General features: G+C 68.2%; 14 protein-coding genes. 5 read left to right on the forward strand and 9 right to left on the reverse strand.

Annotation, left to right across the window (positions count from 1 at the left end):
- Window positions 1-118: 118 nt before the first annotated feature.
- From ACIRON_RS09985 to ACIRON_RS10000, 4 genes are all read right to left on the reverse strand, one after another.
- Window positions 119-667: a hypothetical protein gene (locus ACIRON_RS09985; protein WP_402992173.1), complete on the reverse strand. Its 549-nt coding sequence runs from the start codon at window positions 665-667 to the stop codon at window positions 119-121.
- Window positions 668-826: 159 nt separating this feature from the next.
- The gene (locus ACIRON_RS09990; protein ID WP_402992174.1) at window positions 827-1408 is read right to left on the reverse strand and encodes a hypothetical protein; all 582 of its coding nucleotides are present in this window, start codon (window positions 1406-1408) and stop codon (window positions 827-829) included.
- 37 nt (window positions 1409-1445) lie between these two features.
- Window positions 1446-3776 carry a hypothetical protein gene (locus tag ACIRON_RS09995; protein ID WP_402992175.1) on the reverse strand — a complete coding sequence of 777 codons (2331 nt, stop codon included), beginning with the start codon at window positions 3774-3776 and terminating at the stop codon, window positions 1446-1448.
- On the reverse strand, window positions 3776-4084 hold the full coding sequence (locus ACIRON_RS10000; protein ID WP_143033779.1) for a hypothetical protein: 309 nt from the start codon (window positions 4082-4084) through the stop codon (window positions 3776-3778). Before ACIRON_RS10000 ends, ACIRON_RS09995 begins: the two co-directional genes overlap by 1 nt.
- A gap of 201 nt (window positions 4085-4285) precedes the next feature.
- On the opposite strand from ACIRON_RS10000, the gene ACIRON_RS10005 reads away from it, so the two are divergent.
- Window positions 4286-4795 carry a hypothetical protein gene (locus ACIRON_RS10005; protein ID WP_402992176.1) on the forward strand — a complete coding sequence of 170 codons (510 nt, stop codon included), beginning with the start codon at window positions 4286-4288 and terminating at the stop codon, window positions 4793-4795.
- Window positions 4796-4798: 3 nt separating this feature from the next.
- Here the strand turns inward: ACIRON_RS10005 and ACIRON_RS10010 are convergent, their stop codons facing one another.
- Window positions 4799-5818, reverse strand: a complete 1020-nt coding sequence (locus ACIRON_RS10010; RefSeq protein WP_402992177.1) for an alpha/beta fold hydrolase — start codon at window positions 5816-5818, stop codon at window positions 4799-4801.
- A gap of 77 nt (window positions 5819-5895) precedes the next feature.
- Between ACIRON_RS10010 and ACIRON_RS10015 the strand changes: the two genes are divergently transcribed.
- Window positions 5896-6468, forward strand: a complete 573-nt coding sequence (locus tag ACIRON_RS10015; protein WP_402992178.1) for a TetR/AcrR family transcriptional regulator — start codon at window positions 5896-5898, stop codon at window positions 6466-6468.
- On the opposite strand, the gene ACIRON_RS10020 is transcribed toward ACIRON_RS10015, so the two are convergent.
- Window positions 6463-7515, reverse strand: a complete 1053-nt coding sequence (locus ACIRON_RS10020) for a VanZ family protein (RefSeq protein WP_402992179.1) — start codon at window positions 7513-7515, stop codon at window positions 6463-6465. The two genes, ACIRON_RS10015 and ACIRON_RS10020, sit on opposite strands and share 6 nt — an antisense overlap.
- A 26-nt stretch (window positions 7516-7541) precedes the next feature.
- On the opposite strand from ACIRON_RS10020, the gene ACIRON_RS10025 reads away from it, so the two are divergent.
- The gene (locus tag ACIRON_RS10025) at window positions 7542-8054 is read left to right on the forward strand and encodes a hypothetical protein (RefSeq protein WP_402992180.1); all 513 of its coding nucleotides are present in this window, start codon (window positions 7542-7544) and stop codon (window positions 8052-8054) included.
- 10 nt (window positions 8055-8064) lie between these two features.
- Here the strand turns inward: ACIRON_RS10025 and ACIRON_RS10030 are convergent, their stop codons facing one another.
- Together ACIRON_RS10030 and ACIRON_RS10035 are read right to left on the reverse strand one after the other, a co-directional pair.
- The gene (locus tag ACIRON_RS10030; protein ID WP_402992181.1) at window positions 8065-9687 is read right to left on the reverse strand and encodes an alkaline phosphatase D family protein; all 1623 of its coding nucleotides are present in this window, start codon (window positions 9685-9687) and stop codon (window positions 8065-8067) included.
- A gap of 75 nt (window positions 9688-9762) precedes the next feature.
- Entirely contained in the window at window positions 9763-10647 is an 885-nt protein-coding gene (locus ACIRON_RS10035; RefSeq protein ID WP_402992182.1) for an oxygenase MpaB family protein, read from the reverse strand.
- A gap of 75 nt (window positions 10648-10722) precedes the next feature.
- Between ACIRON_RS10035 and ACIRON_RS10040 the strand changes: the two genes are divergently transcribed.
- Window positions 10723-11817: a hypothetical protein gene (locus ACIRON_RS10040; RefSeq protein ID WP_402992183.1), complete on the forward strand. Its 1095-nt coding sequence runs from the start codon at window positions 10723-10725 to the stop codon at window positions 11815-11817.
- A gap of 8 nt (window positions 11818-11825) precedes the next feature.
- Window positions 11826-13277, forward strand: a complete 1452-nt coding sequence (locus ACIRON_RS10045) for a protein kinase (protein WP_402992184.1) — start codon at window positions 11826-11828, stop codon at window positions 13275-13277.
- 613 nt (window positions 13278-13890) lie between these two features.
- On the opposite strand, the gene ACIRON_RS10050 is transcribed toward ACIRON_RS10045, so the two are convergent.
- Window positions 13891-15165: a DUF222 domain-containing protein gene (locus ACIRON_RS10050; protein ID WP_402992185.1), complete on the reverse strand. Its 1275-nt coding sequence runs from the start codon at window positions 15163-15165 to the stop codon at window positions 13891-13893.
- Window positions 15166-15417: the final 252 nt, after the last annotated feature.

A 15417-nucleotide genomic window follows, 5' to 3' on the forward strand; every position in this document is an offset into this window, starting at 1 on the left:
TGTGGGAGTTCATTGACCCCCCCCCCCCCCCCCCGCCCCCCCCCCCCGGCCCCCGGCCCCCCCCCCCCCCCCCCCCCCCCCCCCCCCCCCCCCCGCTGGTCCGTTTCGTGCGGTGCGTTCAGCTCTTGGTGTCCACGTCGGCGGCTCGCTCGAGCGCCGTGGCGAGCAGGTCCGCCACATCCACGGATGCCTCGCCATCCCCGCTGTGCGTCACCCCGACGCCGACCAGGCGTCCGTCCTCCGCCTCGGCGAACGCGATGCTGCCGACTTCGACCGGATTCGACGACTTGCTCGTGAACGTGAATCCCACGGCCCCGTCGGGCAGCCCGCTCATCGGCTCCGACGTCGCCTCGCCGTAGTCGCCGGCGTCGGCATCTGCCGTGCACTCGTCGACCGCCTCCGTGATGGCGGCGAGCATCGACTCGGCATCGGGGTAGGAGCCTCCGCCGGGAACGAACACGGTGGCGCCGACGACATCCCCGTTCTCGAGCACGTACTGGTCGCCGGTCGTCCCCTTAGAGGCGGTCGACAGCTTCGCTGTCTCGAGATATCCGAGTGCGTCACACCAGCCGGTCCCCGGTGTTCCCATAGTTCCGTCGGCGGTCTCCTGGACCTTGGGAAGCGCGTCGGTGTCCAGCAGCGTCGAGTCTGTACCGCAGGCGGTCATCAGGAATGGCGCTGTGCACAATGAGACAGCCAGGCGGAACCTACTTCGGGTAGCAGGCCAGGAAGGCATTCTTGTATCTCCCTTCGCGGTCGGCAGAGGTCGCGTACTCGTTGAGGTAGTCATCCGTAACCGACCCTGGTCCCAGAGCCGCGAGTTCACTCATTCCGCCGAGGGAACGTCCGGAGCTCGGTCAGCTGCGAGTTCGAGCAGGCGATCGACGGAAACCGGTGCCTTGTCGCCGGTCGTGTACTCAGATCCCACGACCAGCAGTCTGTCGTCGCTTGTCACCGCGTACGCGAACTCGCTGCTGGATGTGTTCTCCTCCCCGCGGAAGCCGGCGGCACCCGTCGGCAGGTCGGTTAGCTCCTCAACCTTGCGAGATGAATCACCGGCGATTTCGTTGGCGCACTCCTCGATATGTCCGGATACAGCTGCGACGACGTCGGTCGCAGAGGGCGGAGTTGCGGTCGAGGAGAACACCACGGCGAAGACGGAGGCGCCGCCATCCAGACCGACAGTGGTCCCCGTCACCTTGCCCGCGGCTGCGAGGTTGAGGCCCTGGTTGAACTCGCGAAGGGCCCGGCACGGCGGCATGCCGACGATCCCCCCGCCAGCGTCCTTGGCTTCGCCCACGGCGGTCTCGAAGTCATCTGCTTCGATCAGCGTGCTTGTTGACGCTTTGCCACATGACGTCAGTGCAATCGCACTCAGCATGATTGCTATGACCTTGCGAGTCAGCACGCGATGCTCTCCATGGTGCGATGCGTGAATTCGATGACTACTCATAGAACTCGTGGAACGCGGCGCCGTATGCATTTTGGTACTCAATGCTTCCCATTCCGTACTCGTTGAGGTACCTGTTGGAGGCCAGGTTTGCCAAGTCGCCGAGTTCCTCGTCGCTGAGCGTCGAGAGGTCGACGGGCTGGCCTTCAGGGAAGAAGCGCTCCTGGTGTTCCGGTGAGAGTTCGACTACACCACTCTTCACCAACGCGTCCAGAGCATTCACCCGTGACTCGTTAAGGGACGCTGCCGCCCGTTCGTTGGCGTGATCGGTTGCCGCTTCCTCGAAGTTCGCGAAGTGCCCATTGGCTTGGTCGGTCGCAAGGTCGACCGCCTGGCCGACGCCGAACTCGACGACTGACCCGACGGCCCCTGTCCCAGGCAGCGGCACCATGCCAGCGACATCGCCGACGAGACTGGTGAAGGTTTGAATCTGCTTGTCCGTGTTCGCCGCGCCCTCGATCTCGACGCTGCCGATCGCGTGCTCGACAGCACCGTTGAGGTACGCCGAGTGCTGCATGACGTCGCTGAGCACATTGCCGTCGCGATAGTCGCCGGGGTTCTGCTGGATCTGGTACGCGGCGTTGTTGATCTGGCTCTGTTGATAGGTCCCGACGCCTTCTGCGAGATTGACAAGCCCATCCTGAGTACTCGCCCCGACCTTGAGCAGTGACTCAATGTCGTTCGCGAAAAACCTTGGGCTGTTGGCGATGTCTCCGAGTGCGACCGGGGTGGAGGTGTAGACGCCGGCTTCGCCATCCTCGCCTCTCGCGTGCAGCGCGTCATCGACAGAGTGCATGTAGTTCTTGAGGATTTCGGAGACATATGGTGAGGCCGGCTTTGCATCCTCGGCGTTGAACCCTTCGCTGTCCGCGACATAGTCGACAAACCGCGACGCAATCATCGCGGCGCCCTCAGGGTTCTCCTTGACCAACTCGGGGTCGGTGCTGATTCCGGCAGCAGCCTGCGAGATTCCCTCGTATCCGTCGGCTTGCCAGGTTCGATCGTTGAAGTAGAACTTCTGACGCGACTCGTCCTCTGTGAAGAACTCGAGGCCCTGCTCCGGGTGATCGCCGAGGTTGCCCATGATGGCGGCCATCGGGTCGTCGCCCCAGCCGCCGTCGTTGCCGGTGTCGAGCGGGCTGTGGCCGGTGTGCCCGTACCAGTTCTGGGCGCCCAGCGGGCCGTCGGCCCGCTCGAAGCGGTCTAGCTCCTCGGCCGCTCCGAGGACGAGGTTGCCGTTGAGGTCGTGGTCCTTCATCAGGTAGGTGAGGACCGAGGCGCCACCGGTGCCGCCCCAGTTCGGGTAGCGATCCCGAAGGGCGTCCTGCTCGTCGTCGGAGAGGTAGACCCCCGAGGGTCCGGCGTACTTCACGATGTCGTGGCCGAACTGCTCGGCCGGGAAACCGGGGTTGTTCGAGGCCGACGCGAGACCGTTGCGGAGGTTGGACGCGAGTGTGTTCATAGAGCCGGAGTCCGGCATCTGCATCCGCAGGTATTCCTCGATCCTCGCCATGCTGGCGACCGTGCCGTCGGCGCCGAGGTCCTGGTAGAGGCCGGCGGCGACGGTGCCGTCGTCGGTGTAGGCGGTCAGCATCGAGTTGAGGCGGTCGGCCTCTTCCTTGCTGAGCTTGTAGTCGTCGTCGTTCAGCGTGCTGTCGAGGCGGTCGCTGATCTCCTTGCCGAGGCGCGTCTGGACGTCCTCGGGCAGTGCGTCGACGTAGCCGTCGTACTTGCCGGGGTCGCTGAGCATCTTGTCGATGAGCTCGTCCTCGGGCAGGTTGCGCAGCTCGGGCGGGAGGCTGGCCTGCTCGATCGTGCCCTCGCCGCCGTCGTAGTCGCCCTTGGTGGCGTGGTTGAGCACGGCCGCCAGCTCGGTCTCGGCGGTCTCGGCGTCGGTCAGCGCATCCTGGATGGTCTGCGCGAGCTGCTGCATGGTGCCCTTGTCCTTGTCCGGGTCCTTCTCGTCCGGACTCGGGTCGGTGATCTGTACGCCGCCGGAGAAACTGACCTTCCAGCCTCGGCCGATCGCGTCGTCGTAGGCGTGCTTGGCGTTGTCCTTGGCCTTCTTGATCGAGGCACCGGCCTCGTCGAGGCCGTTGATGACCTGCGAGAGCGGGGCAGCGATGTCGTTGAGGTCGGCGACCAGGCGACGGTGACGGTTCTCGGCGCGGGTGCTCGCCTCCCCGACCCAGGTGTCGGGGACCTTGCCGGCGTCCATCTCGTCCTGCTGGTCCTGGAAGCTCTTGCGGGCGGTGTTGAGCTGATCCGCGGCGGTGTCGAGATCTTCGGGCTTCCAGCTCTGCAGCGTCTCGTACGTGACGGCCATCAGTCTCTTCCGATCATTGCTTCGCGGTAGCGCGCCTGCTGCGCCGTGATGGTGTCGGCCTCCACGATCGCGTCGGCGTCGGCGACCGTGGTGGTCTGGTGGTCGCGAGCGTCCTTGACCCACTTGTCCTTGTCGCTCTTCCACTCCGTCTTGAGGCCGTTCGCGGCGCCGACGACGGTGCTGCCCGGCAGCGCCGCGGCGACCTTGCCCATGGGGCCTTCGAGATCGAGACCGGCGACGGCCTCGGCCGCGGTCCCGATGGAACGGGCCGCGGTCTTCACCTGCGGCGCCACGATTTCGACGTTCACGAGAGGGTCCCCCAAGACGATCGGAGCTGTTGGTATCTATCTCCTACCCCAAATTCCGGGTTTCAAACACAGATAGCCGAGAAATCTTGTCACAGGCCGAACCTGCGTCCGGACACGCCCCGGCTGGCCTGGATCTGCCCGTTGACGCCCCACTGGTGGGATAGCGTCTCGGGCCAGACGAGGCCGTCCAGACCCACGGTGGTGGACGCGAACAACGTGATCGGGAAGGGCGCGATGTCACAACACAACGAGGCCGCAGGAGTAGGACCGGCGTGGTCGCAGACGGGCCCGACGGCCCCTGCTGCCGGTCCGCGAGGGGGCGCGTGGTTCGGTCCCACCGGGCTCGCCCTCGGTGCGGGGATGCTGGTGATCGTCGCCCTGGTCCGCGTGATCGTCGGCTTCCCGAAGGTCAGCCAGAGCTACTACCAAGCTCTCTACAGCTTCGAGGACGCTCCGGTCGTCTGGATCGTCCTCGGGCTCCTGATGATCGCCTCGATCGTCCCGATCGCCTTCGCGGTCGTCCTCGGCCACGTCGGCGTGAGCCGGGCGAAGGCGACCGGAACCAGCGCGGCCGTCTCCGGGATCGCGCTCGGGATCGGCTACACGCTGGTCGTCTTCTGGGTCGTACGCCTCATCAACGCGATCGCGAACGCGGCCGAGTTCAACGGCGGAGTCAGGATGTTCATCGAGTACGTCGGGCTCTGGGCGTAGAACTCAACGTACGTCGGCCCAGAACCTCTCCAGCTCGGCATCCAGGTCGGAGGCCACCTGCATCGGAAGCGAGTGGGTGGTCTTCGGCCAGACCTTGACGGTCGCGCCGGGGATCTGCTCGGCCTTCTCGGCGGCGTCCTCGCCGCCGGCAAGTGACTTGTCGCTCGCGATGGCGACGTAGACCGGCATCGACAGGGCACGCATCTGATCGTCGGTCAGTCGCGAGGGGGTCGGGAGGCTGCCGGAGTCGAAGTGGGTCGTCCCGGCGGCGATCATCCTGGCCATCGGGTCGTCCGGGTCGACCTCGTCGTCCTCGACGCCTCCGATCCGGTTCAGCGCGTGATCGCGCCAGGAGTCGGGCAGGAAGGGGAGCGCGGCCACCGCCGACCAGCCGATCGCCCAGACCGGCAGCATGCCGAACGTCATGATCGGCTCGAGCAGCGTGAGGCTGGCCAGCCGATCCGGGTAGCGCACCGCTACGGCCGCAGCGAGGCCACCGCCCTGCGAGTGGCCGACCAGGTGGATCCGGTCGAGCTCGAGACCGTCCAGCGCCTCCTCGACCCAGCGGGCGTTGTCGTCCATGCCGCGCAGCGGCAGGCTCTGCTCGGAGAGCCCGCTGTCGCCGATCGCATCGAAGGCGTAGACGGTGCGGTGCTCGACGAAGTCACGCAGATTCTCGCCCCACATCGGCACGCCGCTGGCCCGTCCCGGCACGAGCACGACCGGGACGTCGTCGACCGCGTCAGGGTTGATCCAGGCGTAGGCACGGACCGTGCCGAAGGTGGTCTCGACGTCGTGCGTGTCGGTCGGCTTCGGCAGCGCGGCGAAGGCCGCGTCGTAGGCCTCGATGTAAGCCTCGCGTCCCGCCGGCGTGCGGAAGTGGCCGACGCCGGGGCCGCTCGTGCCGAGCACCATCACCAGACACCCGGTCGAGACGAGCGCGACGAGGGTGAGGAGGACCACCGGCCAGCGCCGGCGCTTCCCGTGCGATTCGGTGTCTGCATGCTCGATGTCCCCAGCCATGGCGTCCTCACGTTCCCGATAACGATGCGATCGCATTGTAACCTGTTGCGATGCGACTGCATTGTTAACCTGGCGCCATGCCAAGAGCCGTCGACCACGAACAGCGCCGGTTCGAGATCGTCGCCGGGCTCTGGCAGATCGTCGCGGAGCAGGGGATCGAGGGCGTCAGCCTGCGGACCGTCGCCGCCCGGGCAGGCGTCTCGATGGGTCGCGTTCAGCACTACTTCGGCACCAAGGACGCGCTGGTGATCGCCGGCATCGACCTGCTCGTCAAACAGGCCGTCGTGGGCTACGAGGCGACTGTCGGCAGCCCGCCGCATGACCGTCTCCTCCACATCCTGCTCCAGCAGATCCCCGCCACCGAGGCGGGCCGGATCGGGGTCACGGTCTGGTACGCCTACGTCGCCAAGGCGATGACCCACGCCGTCGTGCGCGACATCCTCGCCGAGGCCACCCGCGTCGGTGTCGAGGAATGCACCCGCCACCTCCAGGAGGCGGACGGCCTCGGAGAGGTCGAGGCGCGGGCACGTGCCATCGAGCTGCTCTCGCTCTCCGACGGCCTCACTCTCCGAGTACTGATCGGCGACATCACCGCCGAGGAGGCGGAGGCCTCGATCAGGGCATACAGGTCGCGCCGTCCTGGGTCATGAGGAAGAGGACACGGCCGGCCGGACCGGGGAGACCTCCATTCCTGAGATCGCGTTGCTGAGACCGCGGTGGTCGCGGGTGCGGGGGAGGGTCACGACGGTCGCGAGCACGAACGCGAGCAGGAGGAGGCCGGAGCCGGGGAAGTCGGTCATGAGCAGCAGCGTCAGGCCGCCGGCGCCGGTCAGCAGCTTGACGATCCGGCGCCACCACACGCCCGAGGAGGCGGTGGCGCGGAGGCCGACGACCCACTCGCCGACGGTTCGGCCGAAGCCGAGGACGGCGACGGCCTCCAGTGCGATCGGCGGGCCCCAGAGCAGCCAGAACTGGGTGGTCGCCGGGATCTGGTCGTAGGGGACGTCCAGCCCGTAGAGCTGCCACGCGCGCCAGGCCAGCGCGAGCGGCGCACCGGCGCCGAGGACGACCAGGAGGTCGGTGGTCATGCCGACCAGGCGGCGACCGACGGTCACCGTGGTGGGCGCCTCCCGCGGTCGGTGGCGGACGAGGCGTACCGAGATCACGGAGCCGATCACCGCGCCGACGGTGTTGATCATCAGGTCATCGACGTCGAAGACGCGGTAGGCGCAGGGGTAGAGGCCCCAGATCCCGGTGAGCTGGGTGGTCTCGATGAGGAGCGAGGTCGCCAGGCCGAGTGCGCCGGCGACCAGCACGCCGCGACCGGCGATCGCCCGGACGAAGAAGCCCAGGGGTACGAACAGCACGACGTTGAGCGCTACCTGGAGGAACGCGGCGCTGGTGAGCAGCGCCCGGGCGCCGACCTCCTCGCGGGCCCGGAGGATGTCGTCCAGGAAGCCGAACGGGCGGAACTGGGTCCCCGCACAGACGTAGCTGCCCACGTCGGGCACGGGGAGCAGGGTGTAGGCCCACAGCGCCACCGCGTAGATCGTGGCAGCGAGGAGCAGAAGGATGCGTACGAGCGGGAACGTGCCTCTGCGGCGGTACGCGATCGCCGCCGCCGGCACGAAACCGGCAACCGCCAACAGCACCCCGAGGAAGATCGCCACCGCCGCGTTGCCGACGACGTTGCTCACCTCGTCAGGCTAAGCCAGGATCAGCCGTGAACTCGCCGCCGCGCGCGTCCCGGATGTGGTTGGGTTCCTCCGTGGTCATCGTCACCAGCATCGTCGCCGTGGCCGGAACCCTGCTCGGGTCGGTGGTGACGCACTACTTCCAGCGCCGCAACCGGGTCGACACGGAGCGCTTCGAGCGCAGCGAGCGGCTGCGGCAGGAGCGGCTCAGCGCCTATACGACGTTCGGCGGGGCGCTGGTCAACCTGCGCCGTGCGCACATGGACCGCTGGTACGCCAGGAACGACAACCGCGAGGGTGTCGACACCGAGGCGCTGCGCTATGAGACGTACCGGCTGTACACGACCGCGCAGGAGGCACTGTTCCGGGTCCAGCTCGTCACCGAGCCCGGCGAGCTGGTCGAGCTGGGGAGGGCCGCGATCGAAGCCACGGCCGACCTCAAGCCCAACCTCTCGCACAAGGACTTCGACGGTGCCCGCGAGACGTCCCGCCGGCGCATCTTCGAGTTCATGGAGACGGCGCGGCGGTACGTCGGCGGCTAGGAGATGGCAGCTACGCCGGCACGAGACCGGGCCTGCCGGACTCGGTGAAGAACCGCCCGCCGACGGTCAGAGGAGCGTCGGGGGTGGAGACCTGGGCGACGTTCTTGTAGGTGATCTCCGCGCCGTCACGCCCCAGGGAGACCGTCGTGTAGCCCCGCAGGCCGTTGTAGAACTTCATGTGCGGGTTGCGCTCCAGGTACGCGGCCCAGTTCGCGGGGTGCTCGGCGCCGTTGCCGCCCGAGGTGATGGAGGTCGTCACGACCTCGGTGCCCAGCACCCGCGAGGACGGGTCGTCGAAGTCGTCGTGGATGTCGAGGCCGTAGTGGACGTGCACGTCGCCGGTCAGCACCATCAGGTTCGACTGCTCGGACGCCTTCCAGCCCTCGAGGATCCGGCGCCGGGAGGCGGGGTAGCCGTCCCAGGAGTCCATCGAGCGGGTGCCGTCGCCGGACGGGTTGTCGCGGCGCGAGAAGGTGACCTGCTGCGGGACGACGTTCCACAGCGCTGAAGAGCGGCGCCAGCCGTTGATCAGCCACTGCTCCTGCTCGTTCCCGGGCAGCGTCATCGACTCGGCCTCGGACTCCGCCGACGGCACCTTCCAGCCGTCGCCGTTGGCCTGGTTGGTGCGGTACTGGCGGGTGTCGAGGATGTCGAACTGCGCCAGCCGGCCCCACTGCAGCCGCCGGTAGAGCCTCAGGTCGGGACCGGACGGCTGCTGCGGGAGCCGCAGCGGCTGGTTCTCCCAGTAGGCGCGGTAGGCGGCGGCGCGGCGTACGAGGAACTCCTCCGGTGGACCTGCGTTCTCCGGGGTGTCGCCGGCGTAGTTGTTCTCGGTCTCGTGGTCGTCCCAGGTGACGATGAACGGGTGCGCCAGGTGGGCGGCGATCTGGTCCGGGTCGGACTTGTACAGCCCGTAGCGGGCCCGGTAGTCGTCCAGCGTCACGGTCTCGTGGTTGAGGTGTGCCGGCAGCGGCTCGGTGTAGCCGCGCGTCCCGGCAGAGGCGTTGACGGCGTACTCGTAGAGATAGTCACCCAGGTGGAAGACCGCGTCCACGTCCTCGCCGGCGAGATGCTTGTACGCGGTGTAGTAGCCCTGGTCGTAGCGCTGGCAGGAGGCGAGGGCGAAGGTCAGCGAGGAGACCGCGGCCCCGACGGCAGGGGCGGTCCGGGTTCGCCCGACGGGGCTGATCCACCGGCCGACCCGGAAGCGGTAGAAGTACTCGGTCGCCGCGTCCAGGCCTCGGACCTCAGCATGCACGGAGTGGTTGAACTCGGTGTGCGCTGCCGCCTTGCCACGGCGTACGACGCGTCTGAAAGCATCGTCGCGCGCGACCTCCCAGCCGACGTCGAAGCGGGCGGCCGGCATCCCGCCGGTGGGTTCGAGCGGGAGCGGGGCGAGCCGGGTCCACAGCAGCACCGAGTCGGGCAGCGGGTCGCCCGAGGCGACGGCGAGGGTGAACGGGTCCGAGGTGATCGCGGTGGGGGAGGCCGCCGGCGCGGCGAAGGCTCCCGTACGCGGCAGGCCGGTGGTGAAGGCCAACGCGGTCGCGGCGGCCGAGACGGTCAGGAAACGGCGGCGGTCGAGGCCGCGGAGTGCGCCGCGGAGATCAGGAGTGTTGCTGGGGGCAGGCATGGACGTGCTCCTGTCGATATGGGGGTTATCGACATCAGCGAAGCGGTGCCCGGTAAAGCCGGGGTGACGGGCGGGCTAAGCGGTCTCGGCCGTCCGGTGCACGGGGCACCCCGGTGCGAAGGTGCCGAGGTCCTCGGTGTTGAACCCGTGCGGGTAGCTCTTGATGCGAGGCATGTCCCGGACGTACGCGGGCTTCCGCCGTGCCGGGAGCAGCGCGACGAAGCGCGCCCGGGCCTTCAGTGCCCCGCGGGACAGCGCCCGTGCGAGCCGGCCGGGCTCGGGGTAGCCGAAGGCTTCGAGCAGGTGCGGTTCCATCAGCGACAGCGAGAATATCCGGATGATCGGCGCCAACGGACGCGGATAGAAGGTGGTCAGCAGCTCGAGCGTGGAGTCGGCGACGGCACGGCTGCCCTCGTCGTAGGCGAAGTGCTCGGCCTCGTAGGAGTCGAGGAGCTGCTCGAAGTCCTCATAGGTCGCCGGGATGTCCTTGATCCCCATCCGCTTCCCGAGCGCCTGGTAGTAGCGCAGCGCGGCGAGCTGCTCGTCGGGGGTCGACTGGCGCCAGCCGAACTCCTGGTTCCAGCGCCGGGGGATCACCACGAACGTGGAGAGGACGTAGACCATGTCGTCGTTGGAGATGTCGTACATCCGGTGCATCTGGTTGATCCGCCGCACCGCGGCCCGGCCGCGGGGGCTGTCCAGGTCATCGATCGCGGCGTCCTCCAGGAGCAGCGCGGTGTCGTCGTAGCGCTTCTGGGTGTTCTCGGTGAACTGGTGCGTGTCGGCCAGCAGTCGGCCGATCGAGGGCACCGCGTAGGTCCGGAACAGCGCGAAGCTGAGCGCCTGGGTCGTGTCCCACGGGAACTCGTAGAGCCCCAGACGCCTCGAGATCTCCTGGAACTCGGTCTCCGGGTCAAGCCCTGCTGTGCGCGCCCGCCTCCGATAGTTCAGCTTGGCCATCGTGCCTCCTAGTTCGATACATAACCGTATCGTGATTCGAGGCCCTGTGGTGGATGTCACCGTAATGTCTTCTGCATGGAGAAGTCGGGAACGCAGACGCCCCTGTCCCTCGCCGCCGCCCGGGCGGTCCGAACGTACGCCGCCGCCACCCGCTCCGCGCTCGGGTCCGCCGAGTCCCCGGTGATCTCGTACGCCGGCCTGTGGCTGCTCCTCGCCTCGCTGGCGCCCGTGGCGGAGACCGAGACGGACGAGATCCTGGGGTTGAACCGGGCCGATGCGCGGGCCGCGGCGCTGGCGCTGCTGGAGGCGCCGCACCCCACGATCGGGGCCGCGGTCGCCGGCTGGCTGCGCCCCGGCGTCTCGCTGACCAAGGGACTTCCTGTCGTGCTCGACCCGCTCCCGGAACAGGCCGGGCTCGACGCCTGGGCCGACGAGCACACCCGCGGTCTGATCAAGGAGTTCCCGCTCGAGATCGACGCCCAGACGCTGATCGTGCTCGCCTCGGCGCTGGTGGTGACGCCGCGCTGGAGCGAGCGGCTGGGGGAGGACGACGAGGGGCTGCTGCTGCTCGAGAGCGGCTTCCAGGCGGTGGTGGAGACCGAGGCCGCCGGCCCGGTCGCGGTCGCCTGCCCGCCCAGTGAGGACGGCATCTCGGTCTACTCCGTGATCGCCGCCGACGGTGTCGCCGCTGACGACGTGTGGCGGGCCAGCGAGGAGGTCGTCCGGAGGATCGACGCGGGGGAGGTGCGCAACCACGCCTTCGAGGCGCAGAGCGCCGGCCACGCCTGGACGGTCCAGGAGGTCACCGTCTTCGGTGGCGCGACGGCCGACCGCTGGCGCAGCCACCTGCCGGAGTGGAGCGTGGAGGACCGTCACGACCTCTCGGCCGCGCCGGGCGTCGCCGAGATCGCCCGCGGAGTGATGGCCGCGGTCGAGGAGGAGACGGAGGCCGTCTGCGTCCAGAAGGCGGTCGCGTCCTACGACCGTGAGGGTTTCAAGGCGGCGGCGGTGACCGGGATGATGGTCCGGGCCACCGCCGCGGCACCGCGCGAGACGAAGGTGCGGCAGATCGACCTCAGGTTCGACCGGCCGCACGCGGTGGTCGCGATCGCACGCGGGGGAGCGTGGGAGGGCATCCCGCTCTTCGGCTCCTGGGTGACCCCGGCATAATTTCCGTCATGGACGAGCTTCCCCCGATCGCCGGCCGCTACCGGCTCCTCACCCTGCTCGGAGCCGGTGGCATGGGCGAGGTCTGGCGGGCGCGTGACACCGTCCTCGACCGCGATGTCGCGGTCAAGCTGCTGCGCGATGTGGACGACCCCACGATGGCCGAGCGGTTCCGCCGTGAGTCGCTCTCGACCGCCCGGGTGGTCCACGACGACGTGGTCAAGATCTTCGACGCGGGCAGCGACGACAACGACGTCTTCCTGGTGATGGAGCTGCTGCCCGGACCGACCCTGGCCGAACCGATCAAGCAGCGCGGCGCGATGCCGGTCGAGACGGCCGTCGAATACACCCGCCAGGTCGCCGGCGCGCTCGGCGCCGCCCACCGGGCCGGTGTGGTGCACCGCGACATCAAGCCGGCCAACCTCATGTTCGACGGTGAAGGCCGCCTGACCGTGCTCGACTTCGGCATCGCGTACGCAATGACGGGCGTCGACGCCGGGCTGACCCAGACGGGCCATGTGATCGGGAGCCCGTCCTACCTCTCGCCCGAGCAGGCCGCCGGCGACCCGGTCGGGCCGCCCGCCGACGTCTACTCGCTGGGCTGCGTCCTCTTCGAGATGCTCACCGGCAAGGTGCCCTACTCGGCACCGCACCCGGTCAAGATCCTGCACATGCACCTGAGCGAACCGGTGCCGCGCATCACCGACTTCCGGGCGGTGCCCCCGCCGCTGGCGCGGCTGGTCACCCGGATGCTCGACAAGAACCCCGCGGCCCGGCCCTCGATGGACCAGGTCGGCCACGAGCTCGGCTATGTCCTCAACGGTGCCGACCCCGATGCCACCGACCGGCTCTCTGCCGGACAGGCGCCGATGCCGACCCAGGCGATGCCGCAGCGGCCGCTCGACGAGCCGATGGGGCTGGCCAGTTCCCGCACCGGTGTCATGCCCCGTCCCAGCACGCCGCCTCCGGTCCGCGGTCCGCGGCCCAGGTCGCTGCGGAAGTTCCCGACCGGCCGCCTCCTCGGTGCGGTGGCGATCGTGATCGCGTGCGTCTTCGCCGCCTCGTGGCTGGCCGCCTACGAGCCCGCGCCCGCCGAGGCCGACCAGCCGTCCCAGAGCTCCAACGGCTCCGACAGCACGGACGACAACGCCGACAACACGGACAACAACGACAACGGCGACAACGCCGCTGATGAGAAGCCCGACAAGTCGGACAACAAGACTCTCAACCGCCTCGACAAGCTCGACCGCTGGCGCGAGAACCTGGAGAGCTGGAACGTCATCGACGGGGGTCAGTCCCAGGAGTGGGAGGACCAGATCCAGCAGATCCGTGACCTCGTCGAGAAGGGCGAGAGCGCCAAGCGCGAGATGCGGGAGCTCCGCGAGGAGTTCGACAGTCTCGGCAAGGGTGACGGCAAGGACGGCGAGAAGATCCTCGACGGGCTGCTCAAGCAGGGCCAGTAAGCGTCTTCGAACTCGGGTCGTGCTTCCCCACTGCTCTTTCTTCGGGGTGCTGTTTGCCGCCGACCCGTTCTTGGAGGGTGTTCTCGACGGAGCCCGGAGTCAAGGACGGCCTTCGGCCGCCGGCTTCGCCGGTCGCCTTCGGCGATCCTGGACACCGGGATCCGTCGAGAATTTTGGCTGTATATCGGGTCGGCGGCGGGGTCTGGCGCAGCAGATTCAGTTGGGAACGGGCTTGGCACGGTGGCTGGTCGTGCGGGGCGGCCATGGCCTCGTGGGTGCCTATGGCAGTGGGTCTGACCTTGTGAAGGGTTCACAAGCGGCGGGGCTCTGATGGGGTGGGTTCGGTGCCGACAGGGTCACTAGCTCCCTACTGATCCGGAGAGGTCCCCACAGGCGCGGACCTTCCCCATCCTCCGGACCGCGGGGAACCTCCACCGCAGTGGGGAAGTGTCCCCGCCGGCCGGGAGACAGCCGCCGTGGACTCGAGAAAGGTGGCCGGAACGCACATTTGGGCACCAGGGCGGACGGCTTCAGCGAGAGCTGAGACCGGTCGACGGGTGGCGTCGTCAGGCCCGAGGGGCAGGTCCCGGTGAAGTGATTCCTCACCCGCCGGTTAGGGGCGGCGGGCGAACCGGATGGTGCCATCCGGTAGTCGCTCATGAACGTACGCCGCGTTGTGGGCCAGGCGGTGATGATGCGCGCACAACAGCGCGCCGTCCTTCAGGTTGGTCTTGCCGCCTGCCGCCCACGGATCGAGATGGTGGGCATCGCACCATTCCGGTGGCATGTCACAGCCCTCGGCTTGGCAGCACTTGGCCTGCAGCCGAAGTGCCTTGCGCTGGATGGGGTGGAAGAACCTGCTCGCGCGGCCGGCGTCGAGGACCTCGCCGTCGCCGCCCAACACCCAGGGGATGATGGTCGCGTTGCACGCCAACTTGCGTGCCTCGGCTGCGGTGATGGTGGTGCCGTTGGTTTCGTCGTAGCCAAGGGTCGCGACCCCGAGGTCCTTGCGGAGCTCCTCCAGCGAGATCACCACGTTGACCACGGTGGCGTCGCCGCCGTGGCGGGGCAGCGCTGCGGGGTCGAAGGTCTCCAACAGGCGGGAGAACCCCTGCCCCATCAGCCGTTCCCACGGCGGCAACGGCGCACCCTTCTCGACCAGTTGTTGTTTGCGGGGCTGGGCGTAGGCCTCGACCAGCCGCTTGAACCGCATCCCGATCGAGGTCGGCAGGACACCGTCGAACCCGACGGTGCCGTCGTGGTTGTCCCAGATCCGGAGTGCGGTCTTCTGCTGGGCTCGTTCTTCTTCGGCGAGCAGGGCTTGGGCTTCGGCGTCTTCGAACCGGGCGGGGTCGATCTCGGCCAGGATCTTCCGGCCGACGGTCGCCAACTCGTTGGCGGTGAGCCGGGTGGCGTAGTCGACCAGGAGTTTCTCGGCCAAGGCCAGGTCTTCGGTGGTGGCGACCGGGTCGGCTTCGATCTTGTCGAGGGCCTTGGTGATCACTCGGGCCTTGTCGGAGGAGACGACGCCGGCGGCGAGACCGTCGGCAACGAGCTCGTACTGGGTGACCTGGGTGGCGAGTTTGATCTGCGACCTGGCCACGGCTTTGTCGACCAAGAGTTCGGCGCGCATCCAGGCCGAGGCGTCCTTGTCGCCGGTCTCCTGGGCGATGTCACCGGTCGTGGCCAACACCCGAAGCTTCAACGCGGCCTGCTGGGCCTGGATCGCCTCCAGCCGGGCCAGCAGGTCCTTCTTCGTCGAGGTCCGCCAATAGGCAGGATCGCTCGCCAGCAGGTCTTGAAGGGAGGACTCGATAGCAGCGAGAGCGGTGTCGATGGCATCGCCGGGGTGGCTGCCCCAGTGGTCGACGTCGCGGTCGAGACTCATCGTGATCCCTCCCTTCAGAGGTGTGTTGTGATGGGTCTGATTCTACGCCGTCGAAGGGATACCTAGCCACCTATAGGTGCAGGTCATACGCCGTTTTTGCGGTGAGCGAACAACCTCGCCCCTGTGGATGGTAAGTGGCCCGAAGGGCCACCCCTTCACCCCCACAAGCCCCACCTTCCCCAGCAGGATTCCGCTGCGCCACACCCGGGCCGCCGCCCCGATAGCCAGCCAAATCTTTTCTCGATCTGGTCC

It is taken from the genome of Nocardioides sp. NPDC101246 (assembly GCF_044767415.1).
GTDB lineage: Bacteria > Actinomycetota > Actinomycetes > Propionibacteriales > Nocardioidaceae > Nocardioides.